This is a genomic window from Brevibacillus sp. MER 51 (genome assembly GCF_023714195.1).
In the GTDB taxonomy this organism is placed as follows: domain Bacteria; phylum Bacillota; class Bacilli; order Brevibacillales; family Brevibacillaceae; genus Brevibacillus.
Map to the genome: position 1 here is coordinate 66,780 of NZ_JAMAUS010000009.1, position 24,765 is coordinate 91,544.

General features: G+C 41.7%; 20 protein-coding genes. 6 read left to right on the forward strand and 14 right to left on the reverse strand.

Going from position 1 to position 24,765, the window contains the following annotated elements; genetic code table 11:
* Positions 1–24: 24 nt before the first annotated feature.
* The 6 genes from M3630_RS19560 to trpB all read right to left on the reverse strand — a co-directional run bounded on the left by M3630_RS19560 (position 25) and on the right by trpB (position 6,165).
* Positions 25–900 (reverse strand): radical SAM/SPASM domain-containing protein, encoded by an 876-nt coding sequence (locus tag M3630_RS19560; protein ID WP_173610575.1) that lies wholly within the window; start codon positions 898–900, stop codon positions 25–27.
* A gap of 201 nt (positions 901–1,101) precedes the next feature.
* Complete coding sequence (locus M3630_RS19565; RefSeq protein ID WP_251253200.1) at positions 1,102–1,680, reverse strand: GNAT family N-acetyltransferase; 579 nt, start codon at positions 1,678–1,680, stop codon at positions 1,102–1,104.
* 118 nt (positions 1,681–1,798) lie between these two features.
* Positions 1,799–2,461 carry a CPBP family intramembrane glutamic endopeptidase gene (locus tag M3630_RS19570; protein WP_221866848.1) on the reverse strand — a complete coding sequence of 221 codons (663 nt, stop codon included), beginning with the start codon at positions 2,459–2,461 and terminating at the stop codon, positions 1,799–1,801.
* Positions 2,462–2,609: 148 nt separating this feature from the next.
* Entirely contained in the window at positions 2,610–3,824 is a 1,215-nt protein-coding gene (locus M3630_RS19575) for a NupC/NupG family nucleoside CNT transporter (protein WP_251253201.1), read from the reverse strand.
* Between the two features lie 57 nt (positions 3,825–3,881).
* Positions 3,882–4,820 carry a nucleoside hydrolase gene (locus tag M3630_RS19580; protein ID WP_251253300.1) on the reverse strand — a complete coding sequence of 313 codons (939 nt, stop codon included), beginning with the start codon at positions 4,818–4,820 and terminating at the stop codon, positions 3,882–3,884.
* A gap of 178 nt (positions 4,821–4,998) precedes the next feature.
* On the reverse strand, positions 4,999–6,165 hold the full coding sequence (gene trpB / locus M3630_RS19585; RefSeq protein ID WP_251253202.1) for a tryptophan synthase subunit beta: 1,167 nt from the start codon (positions 6,163–6,165) through the stop codon (positions 4,999–5,001).
* A gap of 214 nt (positions 6,166–6,379) precedes the next feature.
* Between trpB and M3630_RS19590 the strand changes: the two genes are divergently transcribed.
* The gene (locus tag M3630_RS19590; RefSeq protein ID WP_251253203.1) at positions 6,380–7,705 is read left to right on the forward strand and encodes an esterase-like activity of phytase family protein; all 1,326 of its coding nucleotides are present in this window, start codon (positions 6,380–6,382) and stop codon (positions 7,703–7,705) included.
* A gap of 60 nt (positions 7,706–7,765) precedes the next feature.
* On the opposite strand, the gene M3630_RS19595 is transcribed toward M3630_RS19590, so the two are convergent.
* The 3 genes from M3630_RS19595 to M3630_RS19605 all read right to left on the reverse strand — a co-directional run bounded on the left by M3630_RS19595 (position 7,766) and on the right by M3630_RS19605 (position 10,823).
* Positions 7,766–8,185, reverse strand: a complete 420-nt coding sequence (locus M3630_RS19595) for a HEAT repeat domain-containing protein (protein WP_370646690.1) — start codon at positions 8,183–8,185, stop codon at positions 7,766–7,768.
* A 375-nt stretch (positions 8,186–8,560) separates the two neighbouring features.
* Entirely contained in the window at positions 8,561–9,775 is a 1,215-nt protein-coding gene (locus tag M3630_RS19600) for a macrolide family glycosyltransferase (protein ID WP_251253204.1), read from the reverse strand.
* A gap of 253 nt (positions 9,776–10,028) precedes the next feature.
* On the reverse strand, positions 10,029–10,823 hold the full coding sequence (locus M3630_RS19605; RefSeq protein ID WP_173610582.1) for a glycosyltransferase family 8 protein: 795 nt from the start codon (positions 10,821–10,823) through the stop codon (positions 10,029–10,031).
* A 325-nt stretch (positions 10,824–11,148) separates the two neighbouring features.
* On the opposite strand from M3630_RS19605, the gene M3630_RS19610 reads away from it, so the two are divergent.
* The 3 genes from M3630_RS19610 to M3630_RS19620 all read left to right on the forward strand — a co-directional run bounded on the left by M3630_RS19610 (position 11,149) and on the right by M3630_RS19620 (position 13,367).
* Positions 11,149–12,234 (forward strand): glycosyltransferase family 28 protein, encoded by a 1,086-nt coding sequence (locus M3630_RS19610; RefSeq protein ID WP_251253205.1) that lies wholly within the window; start codon positions 11,149–11,151, stop codon positions 12,232–12,234.
* Between the two features lie 265 nt (positions 12,235–12,499).
* Complete coding sequence (locus tag M3630_RS19615; RefSeq protein WP_173610584.1) at positions 12,500–12,943, forward strand: cell wall hydrolase; 444 nt, start codon at positions 12,500–12,502, stop codon at positions 12,941–12,943.
* 151 nt (positions 12,944–13,094) lie between these two features.
* Positions 13,095–13,367 carry an NAD(P)H-dependent oxidoreductase gene (locus tag M3630_RS19620; RefSeq protein WP_285861451.1) on the forward strand — a complete coding sequence of 91 codons (273 nt, stop codon included), beginning with the start codon at positions 13,095–13,097 and terminating at the stop codon, positions 13,365–13,367.
* 1,180 nt (positions 13,368–14,547) lie between these two features.
* Here the strand turns inward: M3630_RS19620 and M3630_RS19625 are convergent.
* Positions 14,548–15,252, reverse strand: a complete 705-nt coding sequence (locus M3630_RS19625; RefSeq protein ID WP_251253207.1) for a class I SAM-dependent methyltransferase — start codon at positions 15,250–15,252, stop codon at positions 14,548–14,550.
* On the reverse strand, positions 15,253–17,106 hold the full coding sequence (locus M3630_RS19630) for a Rieske 2Fe-2S domain-containing protein (protein ID WP_251253208.1): 1,854 nt from the start codon (positions 17,104–17,106) through the stop codon (positions 15,253–15,255). It abuts the gene before it with no gap.
* 468 nt (positions 17,107–17,574) lie between these two features.
* Between M3630_RS19630 and M3630_RS19635 the strand changes: the two genes are divergently transcribed.
* Positions 17,575–19,110 carry a thiol-activated cytolysin family protein gene (locus M3630_RS19635; RefSeq protein WP_251253209.1) on the forward strand — a complete coding sequence of 512 codons (1,536 nt, stop codon included), beginning with the start codon at positions 17,575–17,577 and terminating at the stop codon, positions 19,108–19,110.
* A 188-nt stretch (positions 19,111–19,298) separates the two neighbouring features.
* Complete coding sequence (locus M3630_RS19640; protein ID WP_251253210.1) at positions 19,299–19,796, forward strand: hypothetical protein; 498 nt, start codon at positions 19,299–19,301, stop codon at positions 19,794–19,796.
* Between the two features lie 255 nt (positions 19,797–20,051).
* On the opposite strand, the gene M3630_RS19645 is transcribed toward M3630_RS19640, so the two are convergent.
* The 3 genes from M3630_RS19645 to M3630_RS19655 all read right to left on the reverse strand — a co-directional run bounded on the left by M3630_RS19645 (position 20,052) and on the right by M3630_RS19655 (position 24,709).
* Positions 20,052–22,247, reverse strand: a complete 2,196-nt coding sequence (locus tag M3630_RS19645; RefSeq protein ID WP_251253211.1) for a tetratricopeptide repeat protein — start codon at positions 22,245–22,247, stop codon at positions 20,052–20,054.
* Positions 22,248–22,253: 6 nt separating this feature from the next.
* On the reverse strand, positions 22,254–23,450 hold the full coding sequence (locus M3630_RS19650; RefSeq protein ID WP_251253212.1) for a hypothetical protein: 1,197 nt from the start codon (positions 23,448–23,450) through the stop codon (positions 22,254–22,256).
* Positions 23,451–24,055: 605 nt separating this feature from the next.
* Positions 24,056–24,709, reverse strand: coding sequence for a lysozyme inhibitor LprI family protein (locus M3630_RS19655; RefSeq protein WP_251253213.1), 654 nt, complete (start codon positions 24,707–24,709; stop codon positions 24,056–24,058).
* Positions 24,710–24,765: the final 56 nt, after the last annotated feature.

Sequence of the window (24,765 nt, forward strand, 5' to 3'; positions counted from 1 at the left end):
CCTTGCACATCTCCTTACCCAAAATTAAGCTCCAAACCTCTGGCGATACCCGCATCTTCTACATAATTCCTCGACAGCTTCCCTGCGAGAAAATCCTTCTACCAGATTATTGGCCCGCTCGCCATCCACAATATCGGTGAAAGAGTTCTGGTTGATATTCCCTAGATTAATGACCCCTTCCCCATCGAGACAACATGGCACAACGGTTCCATTTTCGAGAATTGCCGCTTGCGTGCGCAATCCATGGCAAAAGCCTTTTCCATCATCTTCAGGCGCTGTCAAACTCGGCCACTGGAATTCGTAATCCTGGTTCAAATAAACGCGGTCATCGATTTTTACCCCGCTGCCCGGCACTACTTTTTCTTCGATCCGATAGTCCAGCCCAAATTCTTTCTCAATGATTTCAAGCGTCTGGCGGTTTCTACTCTTTTGAATGTTCGTGGCGTTATCCTGTGTCAAATTCCACAGACGGAAAGAAAAAATTACTTGATGCTCCCGAGCTTCCCGAACAAATGAAAGAATCTCGCGCAAATAACCTTCACGGTTGGTTGAGCCGATATGCCCGTCAAAGCTGTGAAGCGAGAAGTTCATTTGTCGGAGAGCAGGCTTGCCCAGCAATTTATGCCGATTTTTCGCGATCAGCGTTCCATTTGTGGTGATATTGACCTTGAAGCCTTTCTCATGGCTGATATCGAGTAGCTCATCAATTTTGGGGTGAAGAAGCGGTTCCCCTTTGACGTGCAGGTAAATGTAATCCGTGTGCGGTTTGATCTCATCCAGCCTTTTCGCAAAGTCTTCTACTTTAATAAAACTTTTACCGCGTTCCGTTGGCGGACAAAAGGTACAGGCAAGATTGCAAACGCTGGTGATTTCTATATAGACTTTCTTAAAGGTTTTCAAGATGTTTTCCCCATTCCCGATGCCTATGATTGATTATACCCATCATAGTAACATAGGAGGGCTTTTACAGGTAACGGTGTATTCTGGTGGTTTAAACGAAATCTCGCCTCACTCGATCCTTATTACACGCCTTATATAGACATCAAGGTCTGCGTCATAGTATCCGATTTTTTCATCCGCTTGCTTCCGTAAGGGGCAAATTCATCCCCTACCTTTTTCATAGTCATCTTTCAGCATTCCGTATATCTCTACATCTACAATCCCTTTGCCCGACCATAGCGTTGCTTGTCTAAGTGTTCCTTCCTTCATGAAGCCATTCTTCAACAATACTTTTTTGGAGGTCTCATTCGGAGGCATCACTTCCGCCTGTATTCTGTTAACGTTGACATCCACGAACAAAAAATGGAGCAATATGTTTACTGCTTCTGTCGCAATCCCTTTTCCCCAATGCGCTTCGGACAAGAAGTAGCCAATCGTCACCATGCTTACCTTTTGCTGAAAGTCGAAAGCTTCGATAATGCCAAGCAAGTGATCTGGGTTATCATTGGCGAATATCCCCCATTTGATCCTGGATTTTTTCAAATAGTCTCTCTCAAAATGCCCGATCATGTTTTTCACTGTCGCTTTATTATGCTTGGGGATAATCCCGCAGTATGCAAATACATGGTCATTGCTGTAGATTTCAAATACTTCTTCCAAATGCTGCTCTTCGATTTTCTTCAAGGTGAACCGATCTGAACTTAGAATGGGAAATTGGTTAAAAAGTACGTCAACGTTCATGATTTCAGCTCCATCTTTTGATATTCTCTAACTTCTTATTTTTTCCAACATGCCCCTTTTTCCTCCTTATCCACCTAATAGAAAAAGGTATGGAAGCTTGCCTCCATACCCGCATCATTCATTTCAAGAATAGTAGATAGACAGCCATAATCCCTGAATCTGCAAGGATATGACTGATGATCGAACCCATCAGTGAGTTGCTCTTGTCTCGCATATATCCCCAAATCATTCCCGCCAAAAAAACCGGAAAAATCATCGCAATATTATACGGCCAGCTAAACAAAGGAATGATGGAGAGGAAATGATACAAGCTGTAAAACAATGACGTCAGCAAAATCATGGTTCGCTTTGTCCGCTTTCCTTCCAGCTTTTTAAATAAATATCCTCTCCAGTAGATTTCCTCAAGAAACGGATTGATCACTAGCAAAACAAGGATGAGCCAAACGACAAGATTGCCTGAGAAATCCCATTGTACCAATAAATTTTGCAGATCATCCTTATCAAACAAAAAGCTGTGAAAGAAATATCCCGCAACAATCATGGTGAGAAAGAAAAGAAATCCAGTCAAAATGCCGTGATATATATTGGGGCGGTTGATTCCCAATCCCATTAGCCTAAATGTGTCCCGCCATGTATTTCTTTTCAAAACGATCATGTCCACAAACGGAACCGCAAACAGCCATCCGTAAAATAACAGAAACGTTATTGGCACGCTACTCATGACTTGTAAACCCAAAAAGATCATGATTGTTGGCCCTAGAAATAACAGTACATGCTTCATCGTATCCCCACCAAATCATGGCTTGTTTTTACTAACAAGATTGTAGCCGGGAACACAAAAAGCGAGTAGTACCAACTTCGGGTAGTACCCAAAAAAACGAGGGCATGGATCACTCCAGCCCTCGTCTTATTTCTACCCACTCACTCATCTAAATGAGCATCCCGGCAATCGCTGCGCTCAACAGATTCGCCAAGGTTGCCGCAACTACTGCACGCAAGCCCATCTCCGCAAGGTCCGATCTTCTTGACGGAGCAAATCCGCCCAAGCCGCCAATGACCATAGCCAGCGCAGCCAGATTGGCAAAGCCGCAAAGGGCGAAGCTGATGATCACAACACTTTTTTGCGACAAATGCGCAATCTCAGGGGCAAAAGCCGTGTATGCCACAAATTCGTTGAGAATAATTTTTTGCCCGATGAAAGAACCGGCTTTTAGCGCTTCCTCCCATGGAACCCCGATCATAAAAGCAATCGGCGCGAACAGGTAGCCTAAAATGTGCTCGAGCGTCAACGCTTGTATTCCCACTAACCCGCCAAGCCAGCCAATAATCGAGTTCAGCAAGAAAATCAACGAGATAAACGCGAGCAACAGCGCCCCGACACCAGCAGCTACCTTTAGCCCGTCCGAAGCTCCTCGAGCAGCCGCGTCAATGACGTTTCTGGATTCCGTATCCTTCATTACTTCTACGTGTGCTACCCTCTGTTGCTGTTCTGTTTCTGGCATGATAATTTTCGCGAGCAACAGACCACCCGGCGCTCCCATGAATGCTGCCGCCAGCAAATATTCAATCGGCACACCAAGCATCGCATACCCACCGATCACCGAACCCGAAACGCACGCCAGTCCACCTGTCATTACAGCGAACAGTTCTGACTTGGTCATTTTCTCAATATAAGGTTTTACGACAAGTGGCGCCTCAATCGGACCCAAGAAAATATTTGCAGAAGCTGACATGGATTCGGTTTCGCTCGTTTTGAGCACCCGAGACAAAAATCCACCAATAATTTTCGTAGCCCACTGCATAATTCCGAGATAATACAGGACCGAAATCAAGGAAGAGAAAAAGATAATAATCGGCAATACTTGCAGCGCAAACGTAAAGCCTGCATTCTGTGCACCGAGTATCCCGCCAAACAAGAACTGAATTCCCGCATTCGTCGAGTCAATGATGCTTTGAACAATCGACGCCAAGTACTCCAGAAGCTTTTTCCCAAAATCCCATTTCAGTACGACCAAAGCAAAAATAAACTGAATGGCAAACGCGCCAATGACCGTTCTCGGTTGAATCGCTCTGCGATTTTTCGAAAACGCAAAGGCTATTATAAAAATTCCCAGGATGCCGAGAACTCCCCAAATATATTGCATGAACATACCCTTTCTGTATCGCCAGCTGTGTCGATTTCTAAGATGACTTGCTTTGTTTTAGATCGCTTTTTTCGCTAATTCTGTCATGTAATCAAAGAATGCATCACGGTCTACGTCGTAAACCACATGTACCGGGCGTCCTTCAGTCGTCTCAACGGTTCGACCTTGGCTAGCACCTTCTGTAATGACGATGCTGTTAACCGTTTGCACCTTTACAAGATCACTATTGCCAACAAATGCTGTGGTTAATACATCCCACAGGTAGTAAGTCGAGTTGGTCGAGAAGTGTACAAGCGGTGGCACCATTGCGTAGCATTGACCCAAGAAATCGACACCGATATGCTTGCGATCCTTTGCCCAGCGATCACGAACATCCAGCGTCAGTGGGACTTGGTTCGTGCTCTCCAGTGCGACCAAATCAATCTCGATTCCACTTTCCCATACGCGAGCAGCCGCTTCCGGGTCCCAGAATACGTTCCACTCTGCGGTTCCATCGTGCTCAGGCTCGTGCACGTTGCCTTCTTCACGGAATGTTCCGCCCATCCACACCAGGCGTTCTACTTTTTCTTCGATGGTCGGATCGACATCCAATGCACGCGCAAGGTCAGTCAAAGGACCGGTAAACAGCAAGGTCGTTTTTCCTTCCGTTGCACGTAGCGTTTCAATCATGTGAAGATGTGCAGGCTTGTCAGCTACTGGCGTGATTACTTGTCCCGATTCATTGAGCAAGGGCAATGCGTCTACATAAAATGCATGCATGCGCCAGTCTTTGGGAAAAGGATTTTTCCCGCGGGAATTGGACTCTGCTACATCGAAACCGCCGTTACCGAAACGATCAATGATCTTCCGGCTGGCAAACATCGCTGGTTCCAAGTAGCAATCCGCTGGAATGACGGATACCCCCGTCAGATTCACATTGTCCATTTGGAGCAGCAAAAATAAAGAAATTAAATCATCAACGCCGCCATCATGGTTAAAGTAAATGTTTTTCTTCATCATTATGATCTCCAATCTCATACATGAACTTGTAAGAAAGTACACTGAAACCACTATTATTTGGAACCCTTCAAAAAATAATACTAAAGTTTCACTAAAAAATATATAATCACAATGAAAAACACAATCACTACTAGACGAAAAAAGAGGCTATCCCTCAGGACGGCCTCTGCATCTATTATTTGTTTAACAGATGGAAAACTTGCTCAACGTCTTTGTCACCTCGTCCTGAAAGGTTAACAATCAGGATCTGCTCCGGTGAAAGAGTGGGAGCCAACTGCAAAGCATAGGCAATGGCATGAGCGCTTTCCAAGGCGGGAATGATTCCTTCTGTTCTCGATAGTTCTTGAAAAGCCGCCAACACTTCTTCATTCGTCACCGTATAGTATTCCGCTCGTCCACTGACTTTTAGCTGGCTATGCTCTGGGCCAATGCCAGGATAATCCAGACCAGCAGCAATCGAATACGTTTTTTGAGGTTCCCCATTTTCATCTAGTAGCACCAAACATTTAAAACCATGAAGGACGGCTGGAACCCCTTTGGTCAAGGTAGGTGCCTGATCAGGCTCCACACCAATCAGACGAACAGATGGTTCCTCTATATAATGGGCAAAAGCTCCAATCGCGTTACTGCCACCGCCAACAGCGGCGATAACCGCATCCGGCAAACGACCTTCTTTTTCCAAAATTTGTTGTTTTGATTCTTCACTGATAATCGATTGGAAATGCTTTACCATCGTAGGGAACGGATGCGGACCAACCGCAGACCCCAATAGATAGAACGTGTTCTGATAGTTTTGTACCAAATCATTCAGCGCTTCATCAACTGCATCCTTCAATCTTCCTTGCCCTTTGGACACCGCTACCACTTTTGCCCCTAAAAGCTCCATTCGAAATACATTCAGGGCCTGTCTTTTCGTATCCTCCGCGCCCATATAGATCACGCATTCCATGCCAAACATCGCGCAAACAGTCGCGGTAGCAACTCCATGCTGACCTGCACCCGTCTCGGCAATAATACGCTGTGCACCCATTCGCTTTGCCAGAAGGATTTGACCGATGACATTATTGATCTTGTGCGCCCCAGTATGGTTTAAATCTTCTCGTTTTAGGTAAATTTTGGCACCGCCGAGTTTTGCCGTTAAATGACGAGCAAACGTCAGCGGATTCTCACGCCCTATATATTCTTTCAGATAATACTTGTACTCTTCGACGAATTCCTCATCATCTTTATACTTTTCAAATTGCTCAGCTAAATAGTCCAATACTTCCTGCAATTGTGGAGGGACAAAGCTTCCTCCAAACTCACCGAAATATCCCTTTTTTGTCTGTTCTGTCAACGACATGCTCATCTCTCCTCAGCTATAACTAGTCCTCAATCCTTCCTTGCATTTTATAAGATCCAAAGAGCGTGTGTCAATTTAGTTTTACGATTATTCAGAATTCAATATTCTGTTGTTAATTTTTACAAAACCATCATTTTAGCTTCATATTTTCCCAATATAGATCGGGTAGTCTAACATAAGTGGTTCATAACGTCGTTTTTTCATTCGGAGGGATATGATGAAGATTCACTTTCAAAAGAAAAGCTTGCTGATCGCAACAATCACGGCTATCTCCTTGATCGGAACACAAGGAGCAGGTGCAACGCAAAATGTAACGGAAGCACCTGTTGTAGCCGAAATTCACGAATGGAAAAATCCTCCTGCGCTCGCTGAAGGGATTAAAGAAGGCGGTTTCTCCGGTTTGGTACATCTCCCTAACGATCCTCCTTCTATCTTTTATACATTGGCTGACCGTGGACCAAATGGTCAATATGGCAAGGACGAGCTGCGTACGTTCCCTGACCAAAACTACACACCACGCATGTACAAAATCAAAGTAGAGAACGGAAACATTCATGTTTTGGAAACAATCAAACTGCATTTGCCACAGGGCAAGATCAACGCTTTTTCAAAAACTGCCTATATCAGTGGATTGCCAAACCTCGCTGGCCCTGATGAAGTTCCCTACGATGTAACGGGGACAAAAAAGATTAGTTACGATCCAGACGGTTTGGATTTGGAAGGCATCGCTTACAGCCCGGTCGACGATACTTTTTGGTTATCCGACGAATACCGCCCATCCATTATTCAAGTAAAGCGTGACGGCACAATCCTGGGCCGCTATGTACCAAAGGGCACGAAAGAAGCCTTGGTTGCCGCAGGTGCAAAAATGGAGATTTTTGATACACTGCCAGCTGTCTATTCCAAACGCATTGCAAACCGTGGCTTCGAAGGTATCACCATCTCGCCAGATGGCAAGTTCTTGTATACTTCGATCCAAAGTCCGATGGCACTTCCTGATAAAAAGACAGGCGAAGCTTCCCGTAATCTGCGCATTTTAAAGATGGATCTCGCCACCAAAAAAGTCGTAGGCGAGTACATGTACATTGCAGAGAACGCAAAAGATTTCGTGAAAGTGAAACAGAAAGACGTCGTTATCAGCGACTTGGCGGCACTCAGCCAGGATGTGTTACTGATCGACGAGCGAGACAAAAACGCCGGTGCAGACGCACAGCTTAAGCGAATTTACAGAGCAGATTTTTCGAAAGCAACCAATTTACTCGGTACGCCAACAAGTGAGCATGACTTCGAAAAACTCACCGTTTCCCAAGTGAAAGAAAAAGGAATTGTACCTGTTTCCAAGGAATTGCTGGTGGATGTAGCCAAGCTGAACTATCCGCATGAAAAGCTGGAAGGACTAGCGATTGTGGATAAAAACACGATTGCCATTGTGAATGACAATGACTTCGGCGTTGAGGGATATGACGAGAAGGGTAAGATTAAAATTAATAGCAATCCTACGCAGATGTATATGATTAAAGTGGGTAAGGATTTGAAATAAGAAGCAAAAGAAGAAGTCCTGCACTTTCAGAAAGTGGCAGGGCTTCTTCTTTCCAAATAACTATAACGACGCCCAGGTGTTTTCAAGCCACTGATCAAAATCAGCACCTTTTTCTCCCTCGTACGTATCATAGATATCGCTTCTCATTTTTTGCAGTTTCTCTTTGAATTCCTCGAAGGTATGACCTTTTGGCAAGCTTTTCTTAATTCTTACCAAGGCTTTCGTTGCTCCTTTGATCAAGTCGCCTTTTTTCTGAGCAGGTAATCGAACACCTTCCCCAAATGCTTTCAGTTTTTGAAAAGCAGTCTCTTGCACTTTGTACACCGTATCGTTTTCCATGATTCGAGTCAGTAATTTCATTGTTTCTTCATGCTTCCACTGACCCAATTCTTCAACAGCCTCCAAGCGCTCTCTCCAATTCGATGTACGATTGGCAGCCTTCTTTAATTCCTCAAAGTTTAGAGGAAGCTCGTTTTTCATTACAGGTTTATTCAATCAAATCTATCTCCTTCTGACTATCATCCTTCTATTATGGCATTACATCACACGAATAACACCCCCTGCTTACATATAAATTGCTCGAAAAACTAGATCTGCTCCCGGCTCGATCACCTATGTATCCGCAACTTTGTGGACAGTAGCTTCGTGGGCGTAACCGTAGATGGTTCCGTACAGGAGATGATTCAGGTACTTCTACTAGCGTCGGAACAGAGTCCAAAGCCAATGTAAAAGCCGCGAACGGATTGACCCCCACACAAGGACGAGTTAAAAGAGGTGAGAGTGTTGGGGAACAAAGATTGTATAGTAAAAAAGCTTCTTGCCGCTCATGATGAGGAGGCAAGAAGCTTTTCACTTTTAATTCGGCACGGAATACAAAGACATGATACGTCTTGCAGCTTCTTGGTATCCGCCAGCGTTTCGCAAAGAGTCCCCCACCTGTATCGCACGCTCTTTATAAGTGGATTCATTCAACACTTGCAGCAAGGCATCCTTCAAAGCTGTCGGTGTGAGCTTCCCTCTATCTAACATGATACCCGCTCCCAGCTCCTCCACCCGCTTCGCCACAATCGGCTGATCGGAGCTTAATGGAATCATGACGAGGGGCACATGAAAATAGAGAGCCTCACTCGCACTGTTCATGCCAGCATGTGTAATAAAGGCGTCGGCTTGCTGGAGCACTTCCAGTTGAGGAACGTACGGTTCAACAATAAAGTTGGATGGAATATGGTCTCCGAGCGACTCCCGTTCCGTTTCTCTTCCGCAAGAAAGTACGAATTGTGCCGGAACATCTTGAAAGGCTGCAAAGCACAGTTTGTAAAATTCCACATCTTTGGTCAAAATACTGCCCATGGAAATGTATACAACCTGATCGTATGGAGCACGAAGCTTTTCAAACGGAAAAGAAGGGGCATCGGGACGCGACGTAATCGAAGGCCCTGTAAAAACGTAGCTATCGTCCAGCTTGTCAGCATTCGGTTGGAATTCACGGCTGGTAAAGACAATTTTCATGTCCCCATACTGACGGGTAATATCTTCAAGAGCAGGGACGGCTACGTTGCATATACGAGCAATGCTCTGTGCAGTCTGCGTCACTCGTTCGTTTAGTGCATCTACATCTACATCACTTGCATCAAACACTTCGACAATCTGGCTGAGCGGTTCAGCAAAGGCCAGGTTGGTCACGGAGCAGATCGTCGGAATTCCTAATTTCTCGCCTAAAATCGCCCCTCCCCATCCAAACAAAGAGTCAAAAATCAGGTAATCAAATGATTCGTTTTCTATCTGCCTGAGAATCTCGGGAATGTGGGGTTCAATAATGCCACGCAGCATAAAATCGGTGAAATGAAGAGGGTGTTTGAATTCTGTCGGGTTAAAGCCTAAATCACGAGATACTAGTTCATCCATTTGATAAGCTCGGAATTGCGCTCCAGTCTGGGCAAGCCTATCCCGATATTCTTCTGAACACATATAGACGACTTCTTCTCCGTTGTCGACTAGCTGCTTCACTAATCCCAATGTAGGATTCACGTGACCATCTGCTGGAATCGTAACATACAATACGCGTGCCACTCACTCCACCTCCAAAAGAATACCTAACTAGAAAATGTTTCCATTTCATTATAGGCTAGATCAGTGGTGAAAATGGCTAAAATCCAAATATTTCATAATTTGTTCAATATTTTATATGAAGATGTTTAGTATTGTGCATAAACCCTTATATTCCAAAAAAGTTCCAACACAAAAATCCCTCCAGCCAACATTTCTCCATGTGAAGGGATTTCCACCATATTATTTAATTAGGAAAGCCTTAAAAGCTCGATGCCTACAAGGAGTTTAGCTTCTTTACCTTTTTGAGATATTTAAAATATTCCTCTCGAAGCGGGTGCTTTTTACTCAACCACGGTTTGCTATCTTCCCCTGTGTAGTGAATAATGGCCGGGTCTATTCGCAGGTTGCTTTTATAAAGATGTTTGGACTGGTAATTCCACTTTGTGTCAAGTTGAAGCCAATTATCATGAAGAATCGCATTCATCGGATCTTGACTGGGATAACGAATAATACCTTGGTTCTTTTTCATGTAATCCATAATCTTGCTTGTGATGTTATGCTCTCTCCATTTTTTTAAATTCATGACTAATACTCCCGCATTAAAGTAATCACAGTCATCCGGAATAGCAAGGTCCGCATGTCTTAACTTGTTTAAACCTTGCCAAGAATCCATCACCGCTGCAAGGTAATATTGATCAACTTTTGTGTTCCATAATGGAGTGATGTCTTTTTTAATAACGATATCACTGTCCAAATAAATCACTTTTTCAACTTCTTTGTCCAGCAGGTCTGGAATCGAAATTCGATGATAGGTTTCCTGCGTAAGATGATCACGGACGAGGAATCCATCATATAGGGTCGGATCAATAGTGACGTATTTAATTTGAGCATGGAATCGTTTCACAGTTTTCGTTAAGATGGATTTATTTTTCCCAGAGACTTGACTGTCGATAACGTGAACGATGACTGGGTTTTTCGAAACCTTATTTTCAAAAAGGGAATATAACATAACTGCGAGATGTATAGCAAAACCATCATTAACGGCTGTTACAATATGAATCGTGCCCACTATTCTCCCACCCCATATCCTAATTGAGCTATATATACACACTATTCATGGACAACGTTGGTTTGTGTGATGGAAATACCTAATTATTTCTAGATGGGAGCACAATTCACAGCTGCAAACCTCCGCTGATGCCGCTTTTTTCTGTGATCGATAAGAAAACCGTTATACGACTAGAGCATGTTCCATCCATCCCCATAAAATATATAAGCTGTGAGAACGACTCGAATTCGGCACTGACCTTATCCCATAAGTTGCGGTATGGGGGTAATTTGTCCAAGCTCCAGACAGGGCACAAGAAAGTACCTATTTAAAAGGGTGATGAAATATGATCTCCTTTGTGGTTGGCAGAGGTATGGGCCATCTCGGTAGATGCATTAGCATAACGGAAAAATTGCAGCAACACCATCTTCCCATTCACGTGTTTGCTTTTCGGGAAACACATGCCTATTTATCGAAAAACCTGCACAATGACGTCCAATTAAAAGCCTTTAAATCCAAAAAATTCGAGGATGGTAAACAAACCACACTATTAATAAATGATTGGCGCTCTGATGTGCCTCGCTTTCGCAGTGAGGGGAAAGTCGGTGGAAACACAAAGCTCGTGACCCTCTACCACAGTGACTTTATCATCGGTCATAATGATTCAGCTCCAATGCAGGAATACAAAAATCGCATTGTAGAAATCGCCAATCAGTCCGATATCTTTCTCCACATGAATCTTATACCGCCTAAAGAGACCCATCCGCAAATGAACTGCATCTATATCCCTATTCCTTTAATCACCAGGGAAATCAGCCAGTCTCCGAAAGAAGTGCGACGCATACTCGGCCTTCAGCAGAACGAGTCGTTTATTCTGGTTCACATGGGCGGCGGACTCGCTAACCGTTATGAACAGATCGTGAAGTGGTATGATGAAATAAACTCACTTGCCGGCCGCTATCGATTTGTTGTGGCAGGTCAATTGGCAGATGAAGATTACCCATTCGATGAAAGAATCATCAAAGCCCCCCTCATCCCGAATGGCAAAAATCTTGTTCAGGCGGCCAGTCTGGTCATTAGCAAACCGGGCATGGGCATTTTAGGAGATTGCATCTCGACAGGAACACCATTGCTTTTCCTCCCGCCGGATGATGCGGAACGCGAGCAAAAATTAGATATGCTAAGAGAAATAGCTAATAGTGATAAGGTATCGATCCAGGAGCCGGATGAGATTGTACCAAAGATAGAGCATGCGTTAGCCAATAAAGAGGGCATTCAAAAAAGATTTAGCCTTATCCCAACTAACGGGGCTGAGGTCGCAAGCAAAATTATCGAAATGGCATACCGGATCCCATTATCGAAATTGGCAAAAAAACAGGAAGATCTACTGCGCTTGACGCCGTATAGCTCATTTGGAAATAAGGACGGATGACTTTGAAGCAAATAAGGAGGACTGTCTTAGGTAGAAGATCAATTTCTACTTAAGACAGTCCTCTTACTTTCACGTTACGGTATCAGTACGATCTGCTATCGGCAGAATGTCAAATGCAATGCCTTCCACATGTGTTGGTTCGACTGTGAAAACAACAAAGAAAATGTCCACGGATTGGTTTTTGCTCTTCAGAGCGATTTGAAGCGTAACATATCTGCTCCATCTACAATATGATGTGCCTAGAACAATCTAAAGAGGTGAGCCGATGGCAGTCGTAAAAGCCAGGAACAGTGACATTGACATGTTGGCAAGGTTGCTTCGAGCCGAAGCTGTAGGTGAAGGCGAAATGGGTATGCTCCTTGTGGGAAACGTTGGAATCAACCGAATAAGAGCGAATTGCTCCGATTTTAAGGGGATACGGACAATTCCTCAAATGATCAACCAGCCGCATGCGTTTGAAGCTCTGCAACATGGTATGTACTACCAAAGGGCTAGAGATAAAGAACGCCGTCTGGCACGACGGGCTGTGAATGGAGAGCGGCATTGGCCGGGCAAATTCTCCCTCTGGTATTTTCGTCCGGGAACAGCACAAAATCCCCTGCCTTGTCCGCCGACCTGGTATAATCAGCCAAATGTAGGACGATACAAGCTTCATTGTTTTTATGAGCCGACCGCAAAAGAATGTGAAAATGTCTATAATACCTTCTAATTTTGCAGACGAAACGGCCCAGACATTACTATACGGGTGAGTCACTACAAGGGGCTTAAACGTTAGCCCCTTGTATTCTATTCCAACTTCATTCAATTAATCTCTCTTTTCGAAATCTCCAACGTCCTCCGGTGACTTATCCTCTAGCAAGATGATAGGATCGAAAGGGGACAAGCTTAAAGGGAAGAAATTGGGTCTTGCCATGTCCATCGGCGATAAAAAAGAAAATTATTCGCCAAAGGGCTCTGTTTCTTTTACCGTGGATGAAGTGATTACGCCTTTTAAAGCTAGTACAGTACATGTGGGTGCTGTGGCATTACCCTATTTTTCTGTCTTCGGAGCTTCATTTCAAGCTAGCGATGAGGAAATCAATCATAGTGCAAAAGAATATATCGATTATATCTTTACCTATCGGAGTAACTGATATCTGCCATGCTGGCTGTCCCATCCTATTTTCTTAGGATAGGACAGCAGCCACTTATCGTTTTCATATTACTGGAACACTTCCTCAGATTTTTCTGTTAAATACCCAAAAATTACCATGACGTGATACAAGCACTGTCACTTAACTTCCCAACTCCATAACTTAATAGCAGGGAGGACAAAACAAAATATCTCCCTGCTTTATGGAGAAAGGAAGAGGATAAATGGTAACATTAGTTGTCTGCATATTTGAATCTGACGGAAGTTTCTTTTCTGTTGTTAAGCTCAATGGGATAGAAGTTACTGTCCCTATTTCGAGCGAGGTTTATAACCTGCTTAAACTGATCGGTGTTCCTCAATGTCCACAAATTAGTTGATAGGTAGAACGAATTAAAGTCTGCTAAATCTTTGCTTAGAGGCTGGTGCTACATCAGCCTCTTTTCCACAGTTTCGCAAAACAAGAATATGGAATGAATCGAGGCTACTTTAGATGGGCGAACAACACTGTGTAAGGAAAATCATTTTACATCAATGTTGACACCTATCGAAATCGTAGCCTAGATTATCAGATTTTGAAATGGACTATTGTATTTGCCTACTAACGGTGATATTTAGAATAAAAGTTGGTGCTCAAGATGCAATAAGAGTTGACCCCAATGTGAAATGTATCAATTCCTTGAGTGAGCGTCCTTGGTGGAACTAGGTTTGTTATTAGATTTAGAGAGCTGCTTAGAAACGTGGTACAAGCAGCTTCTCTAAATCTTTTGCTTTCTACAAGTAAAATTTCATCTTATCTATCGCGATGAGTAGTTTCCCAATTCTAAAGGCCCTGCTGTGGTTGTCCTTTCGCTGGAATCGGATCTTCAAACCATCCAATAGAAATCCTCTTTGTGACAAATCTTTTCGTTTTTCCGCTCTCCCCCGTTCCTAGCCCTCTCCTCGTTCAAGAACATTTCTGCAGGCTCTTCATCAGAAAAATTGTTAAAACCATAGGCTATCGATCAACTGTTAAATAGGTTAGACATCGATTCATCTTGCTTTAATTTTTTCTCACTAACAACGTAACTGACTCAACAAGACTTTTCCTTACTTATGACACGGCTAGTTTTTGCCCAAATAAAAAAGAGGGCCTGATAGCCCTCCTAACATAGCGATATGAGTTGTCATCTACAGATAATGCGTCACTCAACATCCTTTTTTCTCAGCACAAGATGGTATCTTGTATGGAATGAACCTGACAAAACATTTTCTCGACGAATAAGATTTACCTCTAAAATATCAAACTCATCCTGAATTAGCTCTTGAATCTTAGCGTAATTATAAAACATTTGAATAGTTCCTTTTTCGTGCTGTGTTTCTACTACTTCTTCGCCCCAGAATTCACGGGCATGATTAGAATCATCTCCTGAAACAAGATCACAATAAAACAGTCCATTTTTCTTAAGGATTCTTGCCGTCTCCCTAAATGCATTCTTAGCAATACTAAAATAAGTACTATCAAATACCCCATGACTAACTGCATAGTCGAAAGTCTCAGCGCCCCATGGAATATTCTGTATATCACCTTGAATAATTTTATTTTCTATTTCAGGTATATTTAAATTTGAGCCCCATTGTCTTGCAACTTTTATCGCCTCATTTGACAAGTCTATTCCATACGAATTTAAACCCATATTATGAAAATAATAGATATGTCTTCCGATTCCGCATCCTACATCTAATATCTTGGGTTGTTCTCTAAGGGAATGTATAGAACTAAATTCATTTAAACCTACTTGTTTGACAATATATTTTGCTGCAAACCGAATTACTTCTTCGTGAGGATAAAATAAAAAATTATCACGATTTAAGTAAGAGCTATCCCACTCTCTCATTTTGTTATCCATTTACCTTCCCCCCGGTAAGAAAGCTTTTTTTAATTCAAGAAGCAGCTTATCTACATCAATATCATTTAGTCCATGATTTCTAGCTCCTATTGAAATAGATTCGCTTGTAGAATGATGACACCCCAAACAATATAAGCCATATCGCCGTAGGATTCTATCTGCCTCATCCCCGTAGAACTCCAATACATCTGCGATCACCGTATCTCCTGTAATCGTTCGAGGATGTACGCTCTTCGGCATTTGCGGACTTTTACGAAGATATGGCGTTTGCAACAAACGCCAAAAACCAGCGTGATATACATCTGGATCTCGACTAAATTTGCACCAATACCCAATATGAGCCTCATCCCATGATAAATTCTCAGTGATAATTTTCTTTAATATATTTGCGGAGAGTTCAATAGTTAAGTTTATATCTTGGCTTTCTTTTTCAATTTTTAAAATTCCATTTTCGATTTCAAAATAAACTTCAAAAAAGTGTTGCGTAGAATCAATATTCGTTACTTTAACACGTACTCTTAAGTCTTCACAGTAAGCAATTTCACTTGTTTTATTTAAAAGTAAAAAATATTCCTCAACTTCTGTCGCTGTTATTGAATAATCATTCGGATGATGTTCCAGAAAGTGGTCATCATTATATGCTTCATCTACATAAGCTAAAACCTCCGACTGATTATATAATTTAGAGCGGTCCCGTTTAACATAAACTACATTGTTTTCTTTTGCGTTCCAATAATCGCCAGGCAATAAATCTATGACATTGATTGTAGTATCTTTAAAAGCTTCAACAACGTCCATCACTGTATTTTTTCTCAACTTTTTTACATAACTTCGATGAGTAGGGTGCCACAGAGTAAAATGTGATGCAAAAGGGATGATTGATTTGGCCCCATAAAGATCAACAGCTTGTTTAAGCATTTTTAACAAGCCAAGCCTCGAGTTTTGCAGTATTTGTTCTTTCTTTGTGTCATCCAAATGTGTCCATGTCAAAGGATATCCCGATGCCCCTGGTGAAAATCCTGAAGCTACAACGTCCACCGGCCCTATATATTTGGCAATCCTCGGATTCAATCCTGCATCATTAAGGTTCAGAACCCTAAAACCATCCATTTCAATAAGTAGGATCGCATCGTTCCATAGACTGGAAGGTTCGAAGCACGTAATGTTTACATGTGGGCCAATCTTATAGGTCCTCCCGAACTTCATTGGATAGATGTTTAGAAAACCTAATTGAGTTAGCTTCTCCTCTATTCTCTTATTTGGAAAATCGGGGAAATATATTGGTGTGTTTCTTTTGAAATATTTTAGAGTTGGTTCATGGAAGTGATCGGAGTGCTCGTGTGAAATCCATATAGCAGATGGCTCTAGTGTAGTTACGTCTACCATTGGATTAGGATATTGAAGCCATGCTCCCAAAAAAGCAGGTCCTACTAACCAGGGGTCGGTAAGCAACGAGAAATCCTTATACTTGAACTCAAGACAAGCATGAGAATGAAGTTTTACGATTAAGTCTTGTTCTAATAATGCATTTTGTTTCGGTTTACTGGTGATTATAGGCTGTGGAATTTCAGCGAAAAGTATGCCGTTTTCAACGAAGGCATTATAATGGACCAACTTTTGTTTAGGCACATTAATAGACTCACCTGAATAATCAAATTTCCAACCATGTATGGGACAATTGAAGCACGAGCCTTGGTGCACGACTTTCCCACCTGCATGAGGGCATGTGCTAGACAATAGCTTGTAGCCGGTTACATCTTTAGTCAAGAAATAATGGAAACCCTCTAATTCTATTTCAAATGGGAATTCATTAAACTGATCTTCAAATCCAATCTGTACCTTTTTTAGTAGCATTAGAATGTCCTTTCAGTTTTCAGTTAGTATCGTCATCCTTATCTATTATCGGACTTATTAGCTTGTATACTAATATTAATTTCTAGATTATCGACAAAATCCTTTATATTTTGCATAAGCCTTCAGAATCAACCTCTTATATGATAACGCTATCCGTCTCAACCGCAACGATTGGAATTTCATTCTCGAAACACCAAAAGACACGGGACAGCAATTCCGTGACTTTTCGAAATAAATTGTGTCATTTGCACCACTTCACCTTGAAGATGAGTAGGTTAAAACAGTTATTGCATCACACGTGCGGAGTAGACAGTATGAACAAGCTAAAAGATATGTCCCACCCTATACTTTTCTGGCACACCCTAAAGATTTTTCCAGAAACTACCGATATAGTTAGTATTCCAAAAAATATATTTAATGGGAGTATAATAATTGACGTTATGCTCACATCTCAAAGGGGTATATCTTATGAGGATTCGAAATCATACTAGAATTTTAAAAGTAATCGCCAGTTTATCTGTTATTTTCGCGACTGTTAATTATCCAGTTATCTCCTTTGCCGAAACAGTTGATTCTAGTGCAGTCAGTGAAACAAGCAATGCAGATGACATTAATACCGGTATAGCAGACTTGGACTATGATAATGACGAAATTTTAGCAGTAAGTGGTGATGAGATAGATAGTTTTGTTCCAAAAGAAGCGCTCAATCCACATGGTAAGTTTATCGTCGTCGAACGTAAAAAGAAGTCACTTTCCACTTCTCCAGTAGATATTTCCATTATTGATTCTATGGCTAATCGCACCTACCCAGGAGCACTACAACTTGCAAATCGAGCTTTTGCAGAAAATAAACCGAGTTTATTACTGGTACCAAGAAAACCTTTGACGATTAGTATTGATTTACCGGGATTGAAAAAGGAAAATTCCATTACTGTGGATAATCCAACATACGGGAATGTTTCTGGAGCAGTAGATGAGCTTGTATCAAAATGGAGCGATAATTATTCGTCAACACATACTTTACCTGCCCGATTGCAGTATGCAGAATCAATGGTTTATAGCAAATCCCAAATTGGTAGCGCTCTGAATGTTAATGCCAAATATCTTGATTCTACCTTAGGAATTGACTTTCATGCGATTGCTAATGGAGAGAAAAAAGTGATGGTTGCGGCCTATAAACAAATATTTTATACGGTAAGTGCAGAACTGCCTAACGATCCATCCGATCTTTTCGATGATAGTGTTACTTTCAAAGATTTAAAACGTAAAGGGGTCAGTGACGAATCCCCGCCTGTTATGGTATCCAATGTAGCTTATGGTAGAACCATTTATGTAAAATTAGAAACAACCTCTAAGAGCAAAGACGTAAAAGCAGCTTTTAAAGCCTTGCTACAGAATACGGCCAATGTAGAAACGAATGCCGAGTACAAGGATATTTTTGAAGACAGCTCTTTTACAGCTGTAGTATTAGGCGGAGATTCACAAGAGCATAACAAGGTCGTTACAAAAGACTTTAGTGAAATCCGGAATATCATCAAAGATAATGCGGAATTTAGCCTAAAGAACCCAGCATATCCAATCTCCTATACAAGTGTTTTCTTAAGAGATAATGCCATTGCTGCCGTTCATAACAATACAGATTATATTGAGACTACCGCTACAGAATATTCAAAAGGTAAAATATCGCTTGGTCATTATGGCTGGTATGTCGCTCAATTTGATGTATCCTGGGATGAAGTTTCCTATGATAAAAATGGGGAAGAAGTACTCACACATAAAACGTGGGAAGGAAGCAACCAAGACAGAACCGCTCCTTTCACGACAGTCATTCCTCTGCCACCTAATGCAAAAAACATAAGGATTTTTGCGAAAGAATGTACCGGTCTTGCTTGGGAGTGGTGGAGAACCGTTATTGATGAGTACAACATCCCATTATCGAATGAAATTAAAGTTGAAATTGGCGGAACGACATTAAACCCAACAGGTGGTATTACATTTAAATAGTTATGAAAAGAAACGGCTGAAATCCTTTTTATTAGGACTTCAGCCGTTTTTCTTTTTCTTATTCCTATGCAGGGGGAAAAGGTGCAACGCAAAATGGGGCTAAAAACAGGGTAATTGGAAAACTTTGTCGAAATTAGTCATAGTTCTTTATTCCTGCATGCATTTGCAGTCAGAAAGGAGTTCGTAGAATGCAACAACGTACCTCTAGGACAACACTTAATCAACCCAACAAGTCAGCCACCAACCAAGCGAATAGGACGGTAGGTGGTCAAACAAGGCCGGCTGTCTCACAGGTAAATAGGGCAACAAACCAAGGGGGAGCAGGGAGTCAAAACAATGGAACAAACAGTCCTAACACCGTTTTGTGCCGCAAATGTAAGTCACCGCAAATTGTAGCCAACAAGAAAGGCTACAGCTTTGTTAACCTGTTTAAAACTCTTGGATGGATGGTGTTGCTCCCTACCTTATTGCTTGTAATAGTGGCATTAATAGGATGGGTATTACTCATGAATCAATCACCATATGATTTGACTGAAATTATTCTCGCTATTATTGTAATAATTTGTCAAATTTCAATTAGTCTATCTATACCTGTCAGCATCCTAGTTGGCTTTGTCGGAAGAAATGAAATCGTAAACGGCTGTATGAATTGCGGCTTCAAATGGTCACCCGCCAGGAAGAAGTAAAATTTGAGAGGGGGGGAATATGCGCTACTGCCCTTTTCCCCCTCTTTTTGGTTATATGAATTCGCTTCGATTATTTGAGTTATAAAAAAACAGAGAGGGTTTCACCTCTCTGTTATGCCAATACCTCTCCATTATTTGTTTTCCTGACCAACAGTGAGCAAAACTCCACATGTGTCGAGTATCCAGTGAGAATAAATATGATGTATTTCCCACCCAATCGATAAGTAAGTCACATATCATCTCACAAATATTTCATTATTTCGAAACGAACAGGGAGGGTAACAGTTGCATCATTTCATCCACATGCGGTGATTCTCCAAACATGAGATGCTTGTTCCAATCTTCCGTGCCAAGTTCCCTATCACCCATTTTGATAAAACACAAACCTCTCCGATAGTAAATATCTTGTTCGTCTGCATCAGAAAACACTAAGGCCTCTGTATAATCGGAAATGGATAATTGCCACTCCTCCTGTGCTTCATAGACCCATGCACGGTTGTAAAGGACGGTTGCATTTTTCTCTAGTGCAATAGCTTCGGTTAGATCAGCTATGGCCCTGTCATACTCCCCCATCTCATAGTACAGGACAGCCCTATTTGTCCAAGCGGCCATCATTTCCCTATCCTTGTTTAGGGCAGCAGTAAACGTTTTTAGTGCTTGATCATTATTGCCATCCGACATTTCAATTAAACCTAGTGTACACAGGAGCCGCGCATGATCAGGCTCTATTTCTAAACCGAATTCAGCATCTTTTCGGGCCAATTCGAATTTCTCCACTTGATACAATAATGTAGCCCTGTTAAGTAATCCATCAAGATTTTCGGGGTCTATATCAAGCAAGTAGTCATAGTCCGCCATTGCTTTCTCCACATCTCCAAGACGATTGAAGGCAGTTGCTCGATTGAAATAAACCTCTGGAAACGGAGGACTAAGCTTTATCGCTTGGTTATAATCTTCAATGGCTTCATCCATTCGCCCCATTCGGCTATAAAGGTTTCCACGATCAAAGTAATATTCTGGATAATTGGAATCAATCTGTATCACTTGGCTAAATGTTTCAGCTGCTTCTTCAAACCTTTTTAAAGCTACGTAAATCAGCCCTTTATTATGAAGCAACACCGAGCGATGCAACATATGTTCATCAGGAGCAAGAGTCTGATTTAACCTTTGCCAGCCTTCCGTAACCAATCGAAGCGCTTCTTCAGGATTATCCATATGCAACTCTACTAAAGCCAATCCATTTTGGTTAAATACTTGTTGAAATGCACGTTCTTTTTCATCTTCAATCAATTCTGCCAAATCAATGGCTTTTTGTATCCATTCTCTCGCCTTCTCGTGTTCTCGTTCTCGGTGATGCCTCGTATAGTACATCGAAAATCCATATGAAATTTGCATATGAACTCTAAAATCATCAGTGTTTGCGTACACTTCTCCTAAAAGCGTCGGTATATCATCAGTTTCACCCAATGCAGCCAGAGACGTAGCCATTTTCATTGTAAAATACCGGCTATTATCAAATTCGCTGCTCCAATTCGTCAGTTTCCGGCCACGTAGGCTCATATCGATAGTCGCATCGTAAAAACCCATGTTAATGCTATAACTAACTGCTTTAAACAACGCTTCGCTTGCTGATTTCTCAGAAGTGCCGCGCTCCAGATGAAACGGAATGGCGCCTAAGTGCAGTGACCACTGCTCTTCTTTTCTAAGAGATTCTGCCCGCTCTTCGTGAAGGCTCTGACGAATTTCAATAGGAGTTGCTTCATAGGCGAGCAATTCCTGCTCACAATCTGATGTGCAGTCAGAAAATATGTATCGTTTCGTTAGCTCAAGTCGCTGTTCGTCAGATAGATTTACTATCCCCCTATCTTGTTCGATGTCAGAAAGAATAGTAATAGGCTCCGTATACGTTTGTAACGCCTTTTTCAGGGCTTCCTTTTCCGCTATTTCACTTGAACTTACGATCACCTGAATCAGGTCAGACTTCGCACGACGCAGAAGTGTACTTATAAATTCTGCATCAAGTGGATCACAGGCCTGCACATTTTCAAAAACCAGGGTCAGTTTTCCCATTCGTTCCCGATTCGCTAATGCCAATAAAAGATCGATCAAACCATTCGACATGCGAAGTGTACGCAATTTCGAATAATAACGTGTTCTCTCTTTCGGAATAGCAAGAGAGGTAAGTGTTTCTACACTAACAGGAATGACTGCTTTCAGTTCTGGTGCTATGGATAAGATCTCAATACAGTGTGATAAAATCAGGTCTGGCCATTTCGAATAAGCTTCGGGAATAATCTGGCGCAGAAGGTCACCAGTACCTGTATAGGGTCCTCGGAGATTGCAATGACAATTGCTGACATAACATGTGGAGTATTGCTCTTCGAAGTACTTCTTTTCTCGGTCGCTGCGCCGAGATCCAATCAGCCATTGGTGTGTCATCGATTGTTTCATTTCGACTCATCCCCTCTGTTCCATTGATAAATTCCGAAGTTCCCTTTTGTTTTTACGCTCTTTTAGGTATAGATAAAATACAATTCCATACTGAACTCCCGTTATAGACAAGAAAACAACGGAATCCCAGAATTTCATATCTTCTCCTGTAAATATGGAGAGAAAAATATTCGTTAAAAGTTGAATAGCGACCGGAATCATATAGAGTATCATTCCTGCCATCATCATCCAGCCAGTTGCGTAAAAAAAGCTGTACCATCTTGCTACCTGATGATCCCGTTCCGTATACTTGGACATATCGACCATCTTGTTCTTTTTTCCAATTAGTCCATACCATATATTTTTCAAATAGGAACGTGTAGCCTCCTGAAGATTTACACACCCCAACATCGTAATCATTAAATAATAGATATCTGTTTGAAGATGAAAATAAAATTGCCAGAAGAAACGCAACAATGTTGTAAATGCTAGTCCCATACAATATGCAGCTATGATTGTCTTCTCACCTGTATTTATCCAAATTGCACCAGCAACGATCACCAATAAGGAATACCACAAAATATCACCGAACATTCCAATTAAAAATGGAAGAATACGCTTTCGTTTTGGGAATCCCCAAATACCAGGCATGGAAGAAGTGAAGACCAAAAAGTACATTCTTCTGCCTATACTTAGTTCTGACGGGATACCCAGTCTTCGTCCGGCAAGCATGTGCATCATTTCATGAAACAAGATCCCTGGAATCTGACCGATCGTCATGCCAAGAAAAATCACCATGGCGTATTCAGAAAATAAGATGCTTTGTCGACCCGGACGAATCTGTGGATATTGGTATAACAACCACAAGGCACAGGTTATGATGGCACCATAAATCAGCCAACCAAGTGGAGAAAAAGCTAGCTTACCCAACCATTGCCCCGATACTTTCTGCGCTTTCGTTTCCTTTTCCTCAACATCACAAATAAATGTCAGGTCACGCAATGTCTGCAAAAAATCATCCATGTCCACTTCATCGTGATAGGTATCTTGATACCAGGAATGCGCTTCGGCAACCCCCATGCCCTCTTGCAGTTTTCGTACAAGTGCTGCTCCATCCTCAGGAAAAACAGCAAACGTATCCGTTCCAAACCGCCCAATCAGGACTCCTTGCTTATCCTCCAGAAATGTTAACGGGTGTAATTGGATCATGCGATTTTCGTTCATGACTTTCCTCCCGGATGTTGTCATGCTATCTTCATAATTGAAAAAGAGGGGCAAATGCCCCACTTTTCCGTGTTACTAAAAAATCTTTATGCTTCCATACAAGTGCAGTCGTACATTGTGTTAGCTACTGAAGTCAATTTTACAGGCTCGGTTTTTTGCACAGTAATTTTTTTCATAATAATGCCTCCGATAAATTGTTATTTATACCATATTCGCGAATGTATGGTATATACTGGTAATGATAGCTTGTATTTTTCTGACTGTCAACAATCTTTTGATTTTTTTGAAAATAAAATATTTTCAGGAAAATACAAGAAAACGAAGGTAGGTAAATGAGGATTAAAAATTATGCTAACTAGGGATGTTTAACCTTTGTTACGAGGCGAGCGTAGGGGAATTCTTTTCCAACGAAATAACCCTTCCACATTTAGGAAGGGTCTAGACACCAATGCTTCTTGCTTTCATTTTTCCGTACTAACAGTGTACAGCACTCCACATGTGACGAGTAAACAGTAGGGGTGATAGCCCCGCAGCGTGAATACAGTGTTATGCGCCGTTACTGTCTTCGAAGCATCACCTAAAAACCTTTGATCAAGATTCCAACTCTATTTTTTACTTTGGTATAAAAACTCAACTTCACGATCTAGCAAATATCGATATTCAAATAATTGCATTGTTCTTTCCCTAATTCTCTCCCGTATAGCCCTGCCCAGGCTTACCGATCCTTGTGATCCAAGGTAACGATTATCAATAAATGTCTTCTCTACAAATTTTGTTTCCCTTAAGTGATACTGTAACCATTCTTTCTGCGATTCAATTAGTGCTTCTCTTGGTTCTTTATCCAACTTAGAAAGAAGCTTTTTATATATTTGATTCAACTCTTTATCCCAAATCTCTGTATATTTGCTTTCCAAAGCCCCCCATCCCAATGTTGTAATTATCTCTTTGGAATTTTGAAGTTCATTAAATTCCACTTCATAATCATGATCGATAGGATTCCGAAGCATTTCATCATAAAATTTTCCAGTCAAATCATAGTTCCCAATGTTCATGGATAACACTTCATTGTTAGAAGGATCTGATCGACCTTCAGTTATTTCTTTCGATTCTGTCCCATTACCTGTACTCACTACATCAGGAGGCAGTTCAGAATTCATTATTGATTTAGTTTCGCTGTTCGAAGGAGTCGATTGACTAATATTTTGACAAGATGACAACATTATCGTAATAAAAAGTAATAAGAGTATCTTACCTTTCATAAATTATCTCCTTAACTATTATCTTTACTATTTACCGGTAATGGCGCATAACGTCT